This is a genomic window from Proteus columbae (assembly GCF_002777965.1).
GTDB lineage: Bacteria > Pseudomonadota > Gammaproteobacteria > Enterobacterales > Enterobacteriaceae > Proteus > Proteus columbae.
This window is the reverse complement of the sequence record NZ_NGVR01000008.1, coordinates 367,873-384,735: the sequence shown is the minus strand read 5'-3', so window position 1 is coordinate 384,735 and position 16,863 is coordinate 367,873. Positions and strand designations below refer to the sequence as shown.

Genomic DNA, 16,863 nt, shown 5'->3' with positions numbered 1-16,863 from the left:
AAAGGACTGAGTCCAGTTCAATACCGAACTCAGTCTTTACCTAACTAATTTAAACTGTCCAATAAACTGGGGTCAGTTCAATCAGCAAGGTTTTTTTAATTAGGAAGTTTTATTACTTGAATAGGTCAGCGGTAATAGTGACTGTACCACCATCACTTTGCCATTCATTTGTAATATGGTAATACTTGGCACCTTTTGCAGCTGCACGTTTAGCAACTTGATAAGAAATCTCTGGTGAGTTTACAAAGTATCCGCTAAATGTAATGGTATCAAATGGGTCCATTAATGCAGCAGCTGCTTTGTTGACTTCTTGGATTTCAGTACCATCAGGTAATGTGACAGTGTAACGACCACTAGCACCCGAAGTTTGTGTATCAGCAAATGTTCCTACACTTCTATCAAAATCAGTGTTTGATGCAAGACCTGGTTTCTCAACTTTATTGGCAGCGGCTCCGCCTTCTGCAATAAGTGCGCGACCTGCATCTGAGTCATAAGGAACGACGGCCTCTGGTGCTTGAATTGCACGTTTTGGCGCATCTTTTTTGTAGATATAAGCTGTTACTTCTTGGTTACCACCATCATTTGTTGATACGTTACGTACAATAAAGAATGATGCAGCACCTTTTTTAGCTGCCGCTTTTGCAATTGCATCGTTAATATCAGGGGTTGTAGGGTAGTAACCACGGATAGAAACTGTATCAAATGGTTGTAGCAGAATTGCTTCAGGTTTTGGTAGTTCTTTCACGCCATGAAAGACGCGATAGCTTTCTTGATCTGCTTTGGGTGCATCTTTATGGTATAGATCAGCAGTAACACTCATGTTGCCGCTATCACTAATATCATCTAGACCTTGAATATAGAAACTATCAGCACCGACTTTATCCGCACGACGAGATACCGCATCAGCGGCTTCATAAATAGCGTTAAAACGACCGATAACTGTAATTCTTTCAAATGGTTTTAGTTCTGCAGCTTGTTCGGGTGTTAATTCCTGAGCAGCCTGCGCAACAGTGATATTAGTTAAAGACAACATCGCTGCTGCGATGACTGAGGTTTTCAGCTTCATACAAAATCCTTCCGCCTTGCGCAATTAATATTGGTCATGTGCTGAACGTCGTGGTTTATCACATAGGGATTAATTATTACATGTAATAATAGCATTTGTCGCATTATTTTATTTAGCGAATCACCACAGAGTCAAATGACCAGTATATGTTACCAGATATTTACCTGAATATAGTGAATAATTCATAAATATGCCTTTTCGACTAAAATGATCTAATTAAGTTCAATTTTAGCTTTACACAGATATAGATTATTGGTTTTATTTTCAGTAGGTTATTAGAACTCCGATTAATGGCATGTATATTATTATTTTTAACATTTTTTTTGCATGAATGTGAAGTTAACGGAGAATTTTTAACAGATCTCTATGGACTAAGAAGGGAAAATTATGCGAATTGGTATACCCAAAGAGCGACTTTCTAATGAAACAAGGGTTGCAGCTACACCAGCTACAGTGACTCAACTCATAAAATTAGGATTTACAGTCGCAGTTGAAAATGGTGCAGGCATTGCCTCAAGCTTTGAAGATAAAGCTTATCAGGAAGCCGGTGCCGAGATCCTTGCTCTTCAAAATGTTTGGGAGTCAGACATTATTTTGAAGGTAAACGCACCTCTGGATAATGAAATTACGTTGCTACAAGATGGCGCGACACTAGTGAGTTTTATTTGGCCAGCTCAAAATTCGGCATTACTCGAAAAGTTAGCTGAAAAGAATATTAACGTGATGGCAATGGATAGTGTGCCACGTATTTCTCGTGCACAATCTCTTGATGCGTTAAGTTCAATGGCAAATATTGCAGGTTACCGTGCTGTTGTAGAAGCTGCCCATGAATTCGGAAGATTCTTTACTGGACAAATTACTGCCGCAGGTAAAGTACCACCAGCTAAAGTGATGGTTATTGGTGCTGGTGTTGCAGGTCTTGCAGCGATTGGTGCAGCAGGAAGCCTTGGTGCAATTGTTCGTGCATTTGATACTCGTCCTGAAGTTAAAGAGCAAGTTCAAAGCATGGGAGCCGAATTCCTTGAGCTTGATTTTAAAGAAGAAGCGGGCAGTGGTGATGGCTATGCTAAGGTAATGTCAAAAGCATTTATTGATGCTGAAATGGCATTATTTGCAGAACAAGCAAAAGATGTTGATATCATCATTACAACGGCATTAATTCCAGGAAAACCAGCTCCTCGTTTAATTACGAAAGAGATGGTCGATTCAATGAAGCCAGGAAGTGTTGTAGTCGACCTTGCGGCTCAAAATGGTGGCAACTGCGAATATACCGTGCCTAATGAAGTCTTTACGACAGAACATGGTGTAAAAATCATTGGTTACACTGATTTAGCTGCTCGTTTGCCGGCACAGTCATCTCAACTTTATGGTACTAACTTAGTTAACCTATTGAAATTATTGTGTAAAGAAAAAGACGGTAATATCAATATTGATTTTGATGATGTTGTTATCCGTGGTGTGACTGTAATTCGTGCTGGTGAAGTAACATGGCCTGCGCCACCAATTCAAGTTTCAGCACAACCTAAAGCTGCTCCTGCTGCAAAACCACAAGAAAAACCCGTTGCTAAACCGGTTTCACCTTGGAAGAAATACAGTTTATTGGCGATAGCTTTTTTATTGTTTGCATGGCTTGCAAATGTTGCGCCGAAAGAGTTTTTATCTCACTTTACAGTATTCGCACTTTCTTGTGTTGTAGGTTATTACGTTGTTTGGAATGTAAGTCATTCATTGCACACACCATTAATGTCAGTAACAAATGCAATTTCAGGCATTATCGTCGTCGGTGCTTTACTCCAAATTGGTAGTGGTGGCTGGGTTAGCCTATTTTCGTTTATCGCAATATTGATTGCGAGTATTAATATTTTTGGTGGGTTTACTGTTACTCAACGTATGTTGAAAATGTTCCGTAAAGGATAAGGGAGACAATTATGTCCAGCGGAGTTGTTACAGCGGCATATATTGTCGCCGCGATATTATTTATTTTCAGCCTTGCCGGCTTATCAAAGCATGAAACCTCTAAACAAGGTAACTACTTTGGTATTGCAGGGATGGCAATTGCATTGTTCGCAACCATTTTCGGGCCTTATGCTGGCAATGTGGGTTGGATCATTATTGCAATGGTAATCGGTGCTGTTATTGGTATTCGTTTAGCTAAAAAAGTCGAAATGACGCAAATGCCAGAATTGGTCGCAATCTTACACAGCTTTGTAGGTTTAGCGGCAGTTTTAGTCGGTTTTAACAGTTATCTTGACCACAATACAGCAATGGATCCTGTAATGGTGAATATCCACCTAACAGAAGTCTTTTTAGGGATCTTCATTGGTGCCGTTACATTTACGGGTTCAATTGTTGCTTACGGTAAATTAAGCGGAAAAATGTCATCTAAACCGATGATGTTACCTAATCGTCATAAATTAAACCTCGCAGCGTTAGTGGTTTCTTTTTTATTGATGATTTGGTTTGTTAAAACTGACAGTGTTGGCTTACAAGTTTTCTTAATCATCATAATGACTGTGATTGCCTTAGCATTTGGTTGGCATTTAGTTGCGTCAATTGGTGGTGCGGATATGCCAGTTGTTGTTTCGATGCTGAACTCTTACTCAGGATGGGCAGCAGCAGCAGCAGGCTTTATGTTAAGCAATGACTTGTTAATTGTAACAGGTGCATTAGTGGGTTCTTCAGGAGCTATCCTTTCTTATATTATGTGTAAGGCGATGAATCGTTCTTTTATTAGCGTAATAGCAGGCGGATTTGGTACTGATGGCTCAGCTTCAACAGAAGAAAGTGAGATGGGGGAGTACCGCGAAACAACCGCTGAAGAAGTGGCTGATATGCTGAAAAACTCAACTTCAGTTATTATCACTCCAGGTTATGGATTGGCGGTTGCTCAAGCACAATACCCTGTACATGATATTACTGAAAAGTTACGTCAACGTGGTGTGAAAGTGCGTTTTGGTATTCACCCAGTAGCAGGGCGTTTACCGGGTCATATGAATGTGTTGTTAGCAGAAGCTAAAGTACCTTATGACGTTGTATTAGAAATGGATGAAATCAATGATGATTTCTCCGATACTGATACAGTCTTGGTTATTGGCGCTAACGATACAGTAAACCCAGCAGCACAAGATGATCCAAATAGCCCAATTGCAGGTATGCCAGTATTAGAAGTGTGGAAAGCGCAGAATGTTATTGTGTTTAAACGTTCAATGAATACAGGGTATGCTGGTGTTCAAAATCCACTATTCTTTAAAGAGAATACACAAATGTTGTTTGGCGATGCTAAAGCCAGTGTGGATGCAATTTTAAAAGCACTGTAATAGATACAGATAGCGAATAGCAAAAAGCCAGTCAAAATTTGACTGGCTTTTTTAGCATATAGAGCAATACGTTTAATCGTGATCACTATCAACAGTAATTGGGCAGGTAAAACCATCTGGCTTGATGGCAAGTAAATCACATTTGAGATGATCAATTAGCTGTTCTGCTGTATTTCCTAAGAAGGCGGCGGAAAGACCTGTTCTCCCTAAAATACCTAAAACAACAATGCCAGCATTTAACTCTTCACAAACTTGAGGGATCACTTGCTCTGGCAATCCTTCTTTAACATGTGTTTTCTCTTCTGGGATACAGAATTTCTGGCGCAACTCTTTCATCGCAATAAGATGTTGACCACGTAGAGCATTGTTATAAAGATTGGGGTCAAAATCAGGTAGCTCAATCGCAATATTAATTGGAGCAACAGGATAGGCGCTAAGTAAATGGACATCAGGATCTTTTTGTATTCGATGAGATAAGTCGGTTGTTAGCTCAATCAGTTTTAGATTAAGGGCATCATGATAAGATTCTTCATTCGATAAATTTGCGGCAACAACGATAGTACCGTATTCAGGCCACTCTTTATCTTTGACCATCCAAACAGGGCAAGGGCATTTTCTAAGCAATTGCCAATCTAGAGGAGTAAAAATGAGTGAACCTAATTTATCATGTTGGTGAGCCATTTTTATGAGTAAGTCATGTTGATGTGCAACAACTTCTTCAATAATGGCTTCATAAGGGCGATTATGCCAAATAACTTTTATATCAATCTCTATACCCGCTTCAAGGTAATAGCGTGCTTGTTGTTTGATCCAAGCTGCCTTTTGGCTGATAACACCTTTACGCATTGCATTACGTTCATCGGGAGATAAAAGGGTTGTCATGTCATAAGAGAGATCATAAACAGGTAGAAAAGCTTTTATCCGCCCACCATTACGCTGAACGATATAGACAGCACGACGAAGTGCTGGTTGGTCATCTTGGTTAGGATCAATGACAACGAGAAGGTTTTGATATTTTTCCATTGTAATATCCTCTTTAGGGCTGGATTTATCCATCTACAATTTAAAGATAACCCAAGAAGATAAAATGCAATAGTACAAAATAGAAAACGGGGCACAAATTTGTGTGCCCCGTTATAAAATTAGCGTGTGAAATGTAACAGATTAAACTTCAACTGATGAAGGAAGTTTGCCTGCAAGTTCACTTAGCAGTGTACTATCTTCGATAGTAATGTATTTGCCTTTAACGCTCAACATACCACTTTTCTGGAAGCGACCCAGTAAGCGACTAATTGTTTCAACGGTTAAACCTAAGTAATTACCGATATCACCACGAGTCATGGTTAAACGGAATTCACGAGGAGAAAAACCACGCTGTGCGAAACGGCGTGAGAGGTTATAAATAAAAGCAGCCAGACGTTCTTCTGCATTCTTTTTCGATAGCAGTAAGATCATTTCTTGGTCACCTTTGATTTCACCACTCATTAGGCGCATCATTTGTTGACGTAAGTTAGGCATTTTGCCTGACAGATCATCCAAAGTTTCGAATGGAATTTCACAAACCATAGATGTTTCTAAAGCTTGTGCGAAACTTGGGTGTTCAGTATTAATAATGGCGTCAAAGCCAACCAAATCACCAGCAAGATGAAATCCTGTTATTTGCTCGTCGCCTTCTTCCGTAATGGTATAACTTTTAATTGTACCGGAACGTATGGCATAAAGTGATTTCAGCTCATCACCTGCTTTAAACAAGGTTTGACCTTTCTGGATGGGCTTTTTACGCTCGATAATATTATCGAGTTGATCAAGCTCATGCTCGTTTAAAGTAAACGGGATGCAGAGCTGGCTAATACTGCAATCCTGACAATGGATTGCACAACCGCCAGATTGGATTCGGCGAACGACGCGTTTTTCTGGGATCATAAGCTTGCTCATTACAAATAAAAATATTGATATGCGTCAATTTTAACACATATTGCAGTAATTAGTAAGGGGAATAACGGTACGTGTGGAAATAATTCTGAATGTAACAAAACATGTATCTTGATAAAAACAATGTTTTGCTTAAAGGTCTATTTAGAACAATTTGCGCTAACCCTATACTCAATTGGTATATTATTCGATTTTTTAACGAAGTCATAGTGCTATTACTAAATTATCCTTGGTAAAAGCCAAAAATGAAGAGGCGCTTCAAGATTTTCTACCTTTATATTGACATTTTATTTACGACTCCACCTTAAATTCGTGTTTTTTAGGCATAACTCTTTATTTTTATAACAAAAAATTAGGTAAAGTTAACTAGATGTATTTTTGATACAACTTAATGCTACCTTGAATTAGCTTTTCCTTATAAAAAGTGGGGGATCTGTAAAGAAGTGCGGAATATTGAAACATTCTATTACCTCTTTAGTGGTATTGATATACATCAATGAGGGTTTACCACTATATCCTATCATTTTTACTGATGAGAGTTGTTATGTGAGAATGATAAACTAATGAAAAAAATAGAAAAAAGTGAGAAAAACAAAGGGATGATGTCACTAAGTCGTCGCCACTTTGTTCAAACGAGTGCTGCGTTAGTTACTGTGCCATTTTTCGCACGAAATGCACAAGCGAATGCAGATGAAAGTTTGCCAATTGCAAAAATGGATGAGAATCCCGCTACCGTTGTAGCAACATGCAGTACTTTTGACTGTGGTGGGAAGTGTGATATACGAGCCCATATTAAAGAAGGAATTGTCACTCGGATCACAACAAGACCTGATAATGAATTAGATGAAACGATGCCTGTTATGAGAGCGTGCGTGCGTGGCAGAGGTTATCGTAAATTTTCTTATCATGCTGATAGGCTAAAATACCCAATGAAACGCGTAGGCAAACGCGGTGAGGGTAAATTTGAACGTATTTCATGGGATGAAGCGACAACACTTATNCATGCTGATAGGCTAAAATACCCAATGAAACGCGTAGGCAAACGCGGTGAGGGTAAATTTGAACGTATTTCATGGGATGAAGCGACAACACTTATTGCAGAAAATATTACACGTTTAACTGAAAAACATGGTGCAGCAAGCCGTTTTTTAACCGTTAATACTGCTGTAACGGGGGGGATCTTCTCTGGTGATACCATGATGAAGAAACTCTTCAACTTAACTGGTGGATACTTACCTTATTATCATTCTGTTAGTTTAGGGAATACCGTCAAAGTAACCCCTTATACTTACGGCATATCCAAAACAGGCAGTTCTCTCGATACACTTGAAGATACACCATTAGTAGTTTTATGGGGTCATAACCCCAATGAAACTATTTTTGGTCATACAAACCATTATTTTCAGAAAATGAAAAATAAGGGTACTAAGTTTATTGTGGTTGACCCCCGTTATTCAGATACAGCTCAGTCTCTTGCTGATCAATGGGTTCCTCTTTTACCAACAACAGATAATGCCTTAATGGATGCAATGATGTATGTCATTGTCACAGAAAACCTTCATGACAAACCTTTTATTGATAAATATGTCGTTGGTTTTGATGAAGAGCATATGCCTGAAGGTGTTCCTGCTAATGAGTCTTTGGTTGCTTATTTAATAGGTAAAAAAGATGGAATAGAAAAAACGCCAGAATGGGCAGAAAAAATCACTCGAGTACCCGCAAATACTATTCGCCAACTTGCTCGCGAATATGCCATGACAAAACCAGCGGCTCTTATTCAAGGTTGGGGGCCTCAACGTCATATTTGTGGTGAGCGTAGTGCTCGAGGTTCGACATTATTAGCCGCGATCACCGGAAATGTGGGTAAAAAAGGGGCATGGGCAGCCGGTTACGGTGGTATTGGTAATCGTCAATCTCTACGTGGTCCTAATGTTGGGAAGAACCCAATTAAAGCCCAAATTTCCATTATGAACTGGATGCAAGCGGTTGATGATGCAAGCCAAATACGTGTTGAAGATGGTCTTTTAGGTGTTGATAAACTCGATACCAATATCAAAATGATATTTTCTTTAGCCGGCAACTATTTAGTTAACCAAAATCCAGATGTAAATGCGACAGCTAAATTATTAGCTGATGATTCAAAAGTTGAATTTATTGTTGCTAGTGACTTATATCTCTCTCCATCTGCAAGATATGCTGATCTTGTTTTACCTGAAACCAGTTTTCTAGAACGTTGGAACATTGGTAATACATGGGGTACGGGTAACTATTTTCTTCTGTCTGAAAAAGTGATTGAACCAGCTTTTGAACGTCGTTCTGATTATGAGTGGATAACAGATGTAGCAGAGAAAATGGGAGTAAAAGAGGCGTTTACTGAAGGTCGAAGTGAAAAAGAGTGGATAGCGCATCTTGTTGATACCAATAAAGAGCGTTTCCAAGATAGACCTGATTTCCCTAATTTTGAAGAACTAGTAAAAACACGTCGTTACCTTTTCAAAGATGAGCCATTTGTTGCTTTTGAAGAAAACATTAATGATTTTGCGAATAATCCATTCCCGACACCATCAGGAAAAATTGAAATTTTCTCTAAACGTCTTTACGACATGAATAATCAGGATATTCCTGCCTTATCTCATTATGTTCCGGCGATTGAAGGTCCTGAAGATAAGTTAACAGCAACGTACCCATTACAAATGCTAACTTGGAAAGGAAAAAACCGGGCAAACTCAACACAATATGCCAATCCTTGGTTACAAGAAGTACAACGTCAAGAAGTATGGATAAACCCAATTGATGCTGAAAATAGAGGTATCAAAAATGGTGATATGGTGCGTGTCTATAACGATAGAGGAATAACTCAAATCCCTGCATTAGTGACGCAACGCATTATTCCTGGTGTGGTTGGATTGCAAGCCGGCGCATGGTGGATGCCTGATGAAAACGGCGTTGATCATGGTGGATGTCCTAATGTTTTAACATCAACACGAATGACACCATTAGCACATGGTAACTCGCATTTAACCGTTTTAGTTGAGGTAACCAAAGCATGAGTGACTTTAAAGAATATGCGCCAGTGAGTGATGAACAGCTCGGTTTCTTTATTGATTCCTCTCGTTGCTCGGGTTGTAAAGCTTGCCAAGTGGCATGCAAAGACAAAAATAATTTAGAAGTAGGACGCCGTTTTCGCCGTATTTATGAAATAAAAGGTGGTGGTTTTGCACCAACAGGACAAGGTGGTCTGGTTAATAATGTTTTTGCATATACATTAACAATTTCTTGTAACCACTGCGAATCCCCCGTTTGTGTGAAAAACTGCCCAACGACAGCAATGCATAAACGTGAAGGTGATGGCATTGTCCGTGTTGATACCTCTAAATGTGTGGGTTGTGGTTACTGCGCTTGGTCATGTCCTTACGGCGCACCACAAATGAATGAAGAAACTGGGCAGATGTCAAAATGCGATTTTTGTATCGATTTGTTAGCAGAAGGCAAAAATCCAATTTGTGTTGATACCTGTCCGCTAAATGCGATTAAGTTTGGCAAAATTAAAGATCTAAGGGCGAAATACGGGCATTTAAACCAAGTTCAAGGATTACCTGATTTTACGATGACAAATCCGAATTTAGTTATCAAACCTCATACTGGTGCGACGAAAAAGGGAGGAGTTCAAGCATGAGTGAATGGCCATTAGTTACCTTTACTTTGTTCGTCCAAAGTTCTGTGGGTGTGACTATTTTCACTGCACTTTATTTTTGCTGGTTAGAAAAAGAAATTGGTAATCAAAGAGCAACTATTGCTATGCGTCCAGTGTTATTAACGGGTGCTATTTTAGGCTGTTTAGGATTATTAGCTTCAACGTTACACATGGGCTACCCATGGAATGCTTTTCATGCATTACGCCATATATCTTCATCATGGTTAAGTCGTGAAATTATATTTGCTGCAATTTATCTTGGTGCATTATGCCTTTATACCTTAGTTGTTTTTATAAAAGGGCATATGAATAAAACCATACTGGCAATTATTGGTTTGCTTGGCATCATCGATATATTTTGTATGGCATCACTGTATTACAACACCTCAATGCTGACATGGATGCACGCAAATACCTATTTTATGTTTATAGGCGCATTATTTGCAGCAGGTGCAGTTATTGCTCTATCAATAACCGCATTTCGTGTTAAAGCATTTGTGAATGATGAATTAGCAAAAAGGATTGTAATAGGTGCATTAGTAGTTGTTTTCCTTGCTGTAACATTACGTATGGCTGTACAGCCGTCCTATTTGGAATGGATGTCAGCAGTCATTTCAACAAATGATGCAATAACGTTCCCTCATACGCCTATCATTGCGTATAATGAAACATTCGGATTAAGAATATCTGCATGGCTTATGTCGGTTCTTGGTATTTTAATGATGGGATACAGCGTATGGAAATATCATAATGCTGTATTTACTTCAGGATTGCGTATGGTGTTAGCAAGTAGCGCAATAATACTGATTGCAGAAGTTCTTAATCGTTTTGCATTCTTTATTGTTAAGTAGTGGAGTAGTGATGTATGAGGCGTTTTATTAAGGTGGATCTTCCTCCTGAACCAATTATTAATGATAAATGTGTTAGAAAACGCCTCAAACAAAGCCTATGTGATAGTTGTTCCAAAGTTTGCCCTGTGGGCGCTATCACTTTTGCTCACTTAGATGTAAAAATAGACAATGAACTCTGTTTTCAATGTGGTAATTGTCTATTTACCTGTCCCGTTGACGCGATAGAAAATATTGCACCTCACGAAAGAACACACCAAGATAATTACCTTGTTGTTAATCATGATGAACCGTTAGCAAGTACAGAAGAATTATTAGTGTGGCACCGCCAATATCAAATTAGAGGAATGAAGATAGCGCAGCCTTTAGTGGATAAATGGCTTCCAATTTTAGCAAACTTAAATCTTCAATTAAAAACATTACAAGAGCCTATTTGGCAATTAATTATCACTGAGCCTACTGATATTGATAGTGGGCGTCGCTTTATGCTTTTTCGTCAAAAACTAGATGAAAAGCCACTCAATAAAAATCAAGTAAGAACAGGGTTAAATGCAAGAAAACAACTTTATCCAGAAGACAGTTGGTTCCAAATTCAGTTAGACAAAGACAGTTGTATTCTTTGCTCTGCCTGCGCCAAAGTATGTGATGAAGGTGCGATTAAACTTGAAAGTAATATATTCATGCTTGATGAAAAGCGTTGTACGGGTTGCATGAATTGTGAAGTAGTTTGTTTTCCTAAATCTATTCATGTTAATGAACAAGTTGCTAAAAATAACGAGCCAACACACTACCATTATTATGATGCCCACTGTGAAAAATGCCGTTTAGCCTTCTTATCTTGGACTTCAGAAGCTAAATTGTGCCCGATTTGCATACAACATCAGAAACAAGGTTGGTTATAATCTCTCAAATACACTTAAGTTATTTATTGATTAATAAACTCACATCCTTATTAAAATGGGAATAGGATGTTGATTTTGTTTATTTATCATTAAATTCTGAGAGTGACCAAATAAAATGGGAGCATAGGATGAAAACAACTGTTTTACCTGCGGACATGTTAGAAATTGCCATTACAGAGCCTGGTGGTATAGATAAACTACAACCCCAACTATCACCAATACCGTCACTACCTCAACATTATCTTTTGATCAAAGTTGCAGCATCAGGTGTTAATCGCCCTGATGTCTTTCAACGCCAAGGTAGTTATCCGCCACCAGCAGATGCTTCACCTATTCCAGGCCTTGAAGTTGCTGGAGAGGTTGTCGCATTAGGTGAAGGCTGCACTAAATGGCAGTTGGGAGATAGAGTCTGTGCTTTAGTTGCTGGTGGTGGTTACGCTCAATATTGTATTGCGCATGAAGACATCGCATTACCGTCAATGAATTTAACAGACATTGAAGCAGCAGCATTGCCTGAGAATTTCTTTACTGTCTGGGCTAATTTATTTCAGCTAGGAAAACTAAAGCAAGGTGAGTCTGTTCTTATTCATGGTGGCACATCAGGAATAGGATCAACTGCCATCATGCTTGCTCACACAATAGGTGCGACAGTTTATACAACGGTCGGCTCTGAAGAAAAAACTGCCGCAGCTCGCGCTCTCGGCGCTGATTATGTCATCAATTACAAACAAGCCGATTTTGCTAAAGAAATTCCTATTTTAACTGAAGGAAAAGGCGTTGATGTTATTCTTGATATTATTGGTGGGGATTACGTAGAAAAAAATTATCAAGTTGCCAGCAAGTTTGGGCGCGTTATACAAGTGGGTATGATGAAAGGAATGCCTAAAAATTTAAATATGATGCCAATGATGATTAAGCGTTTAATTCATACTGGTTCAACGATGCGATCTCGTTCAATAGAAGAGAAGGCACAAATAGCACAAGAATTAAAACAGCAAGTGTGGCCACTTATTGCTGAAGGAAAAATCAAACCAATCATTAATACTATTTTTCCATTAAAAGAAGTGGGTAAAGCACATGAGTTAATGGAGTCTGGTGATTTAATTGGTAAGGTGATGCTTGAAATTTTATCTTATAACGGAAAAGAGTAAAAATAAGAGAGCTTAAAACTTATTTGATATAAGAGTAAGCACTTATTTTACTTCCTAAAAAGCGAATATTCCGAAAAACACATGTTCAATATTTCATGTGTTTTTTTATGTATTGAAGGAAAAATAAATAACATTTAAATAAATAAATTCTTATTTTAGATAAGTAATTTAATATCCATTCTTTTTAATAGGTGTTAAGCGATAGAAGTATTCGTTAATTCTAATTAAGGTAGATTTAAGTGTTGACCTTAGCAAAAATAATATCACATTTACAGAAATATAACTTAAATCAAAATTAATAATAAATTTAAGAAACTAACAAGTAAAGCTAAATCATTTATCATTAAAGTGTCATTTGTTTAAATCAAATTAGAAAAATATTAACTGATATCAATAAAATAAAGAAGATTCTTACTCATCATGTGGTATATCATTTGAATAAAGATTAATTATTGACGATTAATAAACACAATTCTCATTAAAACAGATAATAAAAATTTATATATAGGTGCGATGATGGCAAATTACAAACAAACCTGTCTGAGTGCTACAGAGCGTGTATACCATACCCGAACCATTGATACTCTTACATGTTATCATCGAGAGATGGCAAAAATACTAATGAATAGTGAGTATTCTTTTCCTAAAGCAAATAAAATGAAAAGAAATAATAGCGAGAATTCAGACGCTAAAATAAAAAGTAACACTATTGAAAAAAAAGCAGTAGATAATGCTTATGAAAGTATTTTAGAGACTTTAAAACAGCAAAATAATTATAATCAATCTGATATTGAACCTTATTTTTCTCATCATCATTCACAAGTGATGCAATTGGCGAAATTTGGTTATCTTTCTGCATTAGCATACAATTCGGATAATGTTTTTAATAACCATTCCCCCTTACTAAAAGAACAAGAAAAGAAAATTACAGATGATCTCTGTAAATTAATCGGGTTCTCATCAGAAGATGCATTTGGCCATATCACAACAAGCCACACTCTTGCTTGCTATGAAATATTATGGGCGCTTAGAAATTTAAAAACATTACCAATGGCAATTGCTCGTCATCCAAAATCACGAGATTTGGTTGCAGATAAAAAAGCCTTTGAGTTATTCAATATGTCAGTCACTGATATTTTAGCAATAAGCGAACAGCTCAATGAGCGCGGGATTTTTGATGATGTTAGTTATTTAACATGCCGAGGAATGGGCATGACAAAAACAATGCACTTAGGAAAACTGCTTGTTCCTGTTTCCCGTTTTGAATTTTGGAAAAAAGCAATGGATATACTTGGGTTGGGGTATGACAACCTTATTGCATTGCCTATTGATGAAACATTTAAAACCGATATTGAAAAAACACGCAGTATTGTTTTTCGCCTGATTGAACAAGGTGAGCCAATTCTTGGTGTTGTAGGAATATTAGGCGCACCGTCTTATGGTTGTGTTGATAAGTTAAAACCCCTTTTTGAACTCAGAAAAGAGTGCGAGGAAAAATACAACAATTCATTTTATATCCATATTGATGCATCGCAATTTGGTTATATGAAAAGCTTATTTCTTGATGATAATTATGATCTTATCCCTTATCCGATTTTGTGTAAGAAATTAAAAAAAGAAGCACCATTGCTTGAATTAACACCTGAAATATATGAAAGCATCACACAACTTTCTCTCGCTGATTCAGTCTCTTTTGAACCATTTCAAGCTGGATTTTCGCCATATCCTACTGGTGTAGTATGTATTAAAGATGCGCGTATTAGTCGTTTTTTAACAAATCCTCCTAGATTATGTCCAGAGCAAGCAGATGATGTTCCTGAAATTGATGGTATTCAATCTGCACCAGCAGTAGCGTCGATGTGGAGTGTGCATCAACTCTATCCTTTTACTTCATCTGGATATGGAAAATATGCACAAATTCAATGGGAAACGCGCATCAAACTTGAGCAGTTTTTTAATCAAGCCACTGCTTTTGAAAAAGAAGGTGAGCACTATTATATTCGTATTTTATCTGCGTCTGATTTTAATAAACTAAATTTTGCGATTGTAAAGAAAGGAAATAAGGACTTAGAAACGCAAAATGATCTTAATAAAACAATCTATGAAAACTTGGTTATAAAAAGTCATCATAAACAAGATTTAAGTTTATTAACGTTTTGCGCTCGTAATAGCGATGATGCACCAGCGCAGTTTTGTTCTGAGTGTGGTTTTGATAACAATGAGTGGGAAACTATCAAACACTTAAATTTGTTGCAGCTTACTATAAAAAGTACTGAAATCTGTGATGAACAACAAATTGAAGCTGGATATCAATATATTAAGAGAGTGGTTTTATCCGCATTAGACCAGTAGCGACATCTCTTTTTTATTATATTTTCTACAATTAAAATAATTTTTGTTAAAAAGCGAAGTAGTGGGTTATTACTCATTATCTTCGCTTTTTTTTAACCAATCATAAGTGACAATGTCACTTATTGTGTTCTAAATATGTTTTGTTTTTTCGTGTGTACTTCAAGCTAAAAATGTCTATTTTTTATTCTTTTTTATTAATTATCTTCTTTTATTTTCATTGATAGCACATAAAAGCAAGCTAGAGAATGATAATCATTCATAATTAAGCTCATATTTGAAAAATTTAATCATAGATAAATCATATTGTTAATCAGTAAATCGATTTAGATGTGCATTTAGATATATCTAAAACTTGATTGTTTAGATATATCGGATTATATTGCACTACATGAATTCGATATATCTAAAACAATGAGGGAATATTTATGATGATTCGAGCATTAAACTCACTTTATCAGCAACGTGCTGAAAATGGCGAACATGGTAGTCATGGACATGGTCACGGAAAAGGGCGTTGTGGTGGTAAGGGTAAACATAGCCGGCACCAAGAAAATCATGGCGAGCATTGTTGTCATGGTGAACACGGTCACGGACACGAAGGTCGTGGCGAGCATTGTTGTCATGGTGAACACGATCACGGACACGAAGGTCGTGGCGAGTGTTGTCATGGTGAACACGGTCACGGGCATGAAGGTCGTGGCGAGTGTTGTCATGGTGAACATGGTTCGGAAAGGCATGGAAAACAACGTGGTCGTGGGTGCAGAGGTAAAGGCCAAGGTCGCCAGTTAAAACGTATGTTTGATCATGGTGATTTACGCGTTCTGTTACTTAGCATGATCTCGAAAAAGCCAAGCCATGGTTATGAAATTATTAGAGAAATAGATGAGGCTTCTTCAGGATTATATGTACCTAGCCCTGGTGTTATTTATCCAACGCTAACATTACTTGAAGAGCAAGATCTATTAGTTGCTACGATTGCTGAAAAAGGCCGTAAAAACTATAGCATTACATCTGAAGGCACTGCATTTTTAGCAGAACATCAAGATATAGATGCCAATATTCAAAGAAAACTGGCTTATGCGAGAGATTTATCTCAAAACGCAGGTGGTGTTTCTGAGGAAATTGAATCTGCTGTTGGTAAATTAAAAGCAGTTTTACGCCATAAATTAGTGTTAAAAGAGCTCTCTGTGGAAAGAGCAGGACGTATTGCTTCTATTCTTAATGAAGCAGTTGAGAAAATTGAAGCTATCAATGAGGCATTGATCTCAGAGGAAAGGGAAGATGAATAAAACAGATACTCAGCTACAAAATTCAAGAAGAAATAATGAAATAGATAAAGATGATTTGGAAAATAATCCCGCAGTAAAAGAACAAATTTGCCCTAAAATGCCAGTTTCTTACTTTCGTAGAGCGTTACGTAAACCTGGCAGAATATGATAATGATGGACGGAGGTTATAATGACATAACCTCTGTCAGTTTTTCTCCTCTCTCATCCTATTTATGTCCCACCGTATTAACTCATCCTTACAGCAAAGTTTCTAAATAATAAAAGCTAACAACACTGTTATACAATTATTCTCTTCAGATTTTAACGATCATT

At 37.5% G+C, this 16,863-nt stretch carries 13 protein-coding genes; 10 read left to right on the top strand and 3 right to left on the bottom strand.

The genetic code is table 11. The annotated features are described in order from the left end of the window. Positions 1–112 precede the first annotated feature (112 nt). Positions 113–1,066: a DUF1471 family protein YdgH gene (gene ydgH, locus CBE70_RS04095; RefSeq protein WP_100158325.1), complete on the bottom strand. Its 954-nt coding sequence runs from the start codon at positions 1,064–1,066 to the stop codon at positions 113–115. Between the two features lie 387 nt (positions 1,067–1,453). Here ydgH and pntA point away from each other — a divergent pair, with 387 nt between their 5' ends. Together pntA and pntB are read left to right on the top strand one after the other, a co-directional pair. Further along, positions 1,454–2,983 carry a Re/Si-specific NAD(P)(+) transhydrogenase subunit alpha gene (pntA, locus tag CBE70_RS04090; RefSeq protein ID WP_100158324.1) on the top strand — a complete coding sequence of 510 codons (1,530 nt, stop codon included), beginning with the start codon at positions 1,454–1,456 and terminating at the stop codon, positions 2,981–2,983. Positions 2,984–2,994: 11 nt separating this feature from the next. Then, on the top strand, positions 2,995–4,383 hold the full coding sequence (gene pntB / locus CBE70_RS04085; protein ID WP_100158323.1) for a Re/Si-specific NAD(P)(+) transhydrogenase subunit beta: 1,389 nt from the start codon (positions 2,995–2,997) through the stop codon (positions 4,381–4,383). 72 nt (positions 4,384–4,455) lie between these two features. Here pntB and uspE read toward each other — a convergent pair whose 3' ends face one another. Next, complete coding sequence (gene uspE, locus CBE70_RS04080; protein ID WP_100158322.1) at positions 4,456–5,406, bottom strand: universal stress protein UspE; 951 nt, start codon at positions 5,404–5,406, stop codon at positions 4,456–4,458. A 141-nt stretch (positions 5,407–5,547) separates the two neighbouring features. Then, complete coding sequence (locus CBE70_RS04075) at positions 5,548–6,306, bottom strand: FNR family transcription factor (protein ID WP_036912995.1); 759 nt, start codon at positions 6,304–6,306, stop codon at positions 5,548–5,550. A 572-nt stretch (positions 6,307–6,878) separates the two neighbouring features. Here CBE70_RS04075 and CBE70_RS04070 point away from each other — a divergent pair. From CBE70_RS04070 to CBE70_RS18350, 8 genes are all read left to right on the top strand, one after another. Next, positions 6,879–9,365 (top strand): DMSO/selenate family reductase complex A subunit, encoded by a 2,487-nt coding sequence (locus CBE70_RS04070; protein ID WP_100158321.1) that lies wholly within the window; start codon positions 6,879–6,881, stop codon positions 9,363–9,365. Then, positions 9,362–9,991 carry a DMSO/selenate family reductase complex B subunit gene (locus tag CBE70_RS04065; protein ID WP_100158320.1) on the top strand — a complete coding sequence of 210 codons (630 nt, stop codon included), beginning with the start codon at positions 9,362–9,364 and terminating at the stop codon, positions 9,989–9,991. The genes CBE70_RS04070 and CBE70_RS04065 overlap by 4 nt, the downstream gene beginning before the upstream one ends. Next, a complete protein-coding gene (locus tag CBE70_RS04060) occupies positions 9,988–10,860 on the top strand; it encodes a dimethyl sulfoxide reductase anchor subunit family protein (RefSeq protein WP_100158319.1) in 873 nt (290 codons plus the stop codon). The genes CBE70_RS04065 and CBE70_RS04060 overlap by 4 nt, the downstream gene beginning before the upstream one ends. 14 nt (positions 10,861–10,874) lie before the next feature. Beyond that, the gene (locus CBE70_RS04055; protein WP_100158318.1) at positions 10,875–11,759 is read left to right on the top strand and encodes a 4Fe-4S binding protein; all 885 of its coding nucleotides are present in this window, start codon (positions 10,875–10,877) and stop codon (positions 11,757–11,759) included. Positions 11,760–11,887: 128 nt separating this feature from the next. Continuing rightward, positions 11,888–12,910 carry an NAD(P)H-quinone oxidoreductase gene (locus tag CBE70_RS04050; RefSeq protein ID WP_100158317.1) on the top strand — a complete coding sequence of 341 codons (1,023 nt, stop codon included), beginning with the start codon at positions 11,888–11,890 and terminating at the stop codon, positions 12,908–12,910. Positions 12,911–13,426: 516 nt separating this feature from the next. After that, complete coding sequence (locus tag CBE70_RS04045) at positions 13,427–15,262, top strand: pyridoxal-dependent decarboxylase (protein ID WP_100158316.1); 1,836 nt, start codon at positions 13,427–13,429, stop codon at positions 15,260–15,262. Between the two features lie 425 nt (positions 15,263–15,687). Continuing rightward, entirely contained in the window at positions 15,688–16,551 is an 864-nt protein-coding gene (locus CBE70_RS04040; protein ID WP_100158315.1) for a PadR family transcriptional regulator, read from the top strand. Next, complete coding sequence (locus CBE70_RS18350; protein ID WP_164996164.1) at positions 16,544–16,699, top strand: hypothetical protein; 156 nt, start codon at positions 16,544–16,546, stop codon at positions 16,697–16,699. Before CBE70_RS04040 ends, CBE70_RS18350 begins: the two co-directional genes overlap by 8 nt. Positions 16,700–16,863 lie beyond the last annotated feature (164 nt).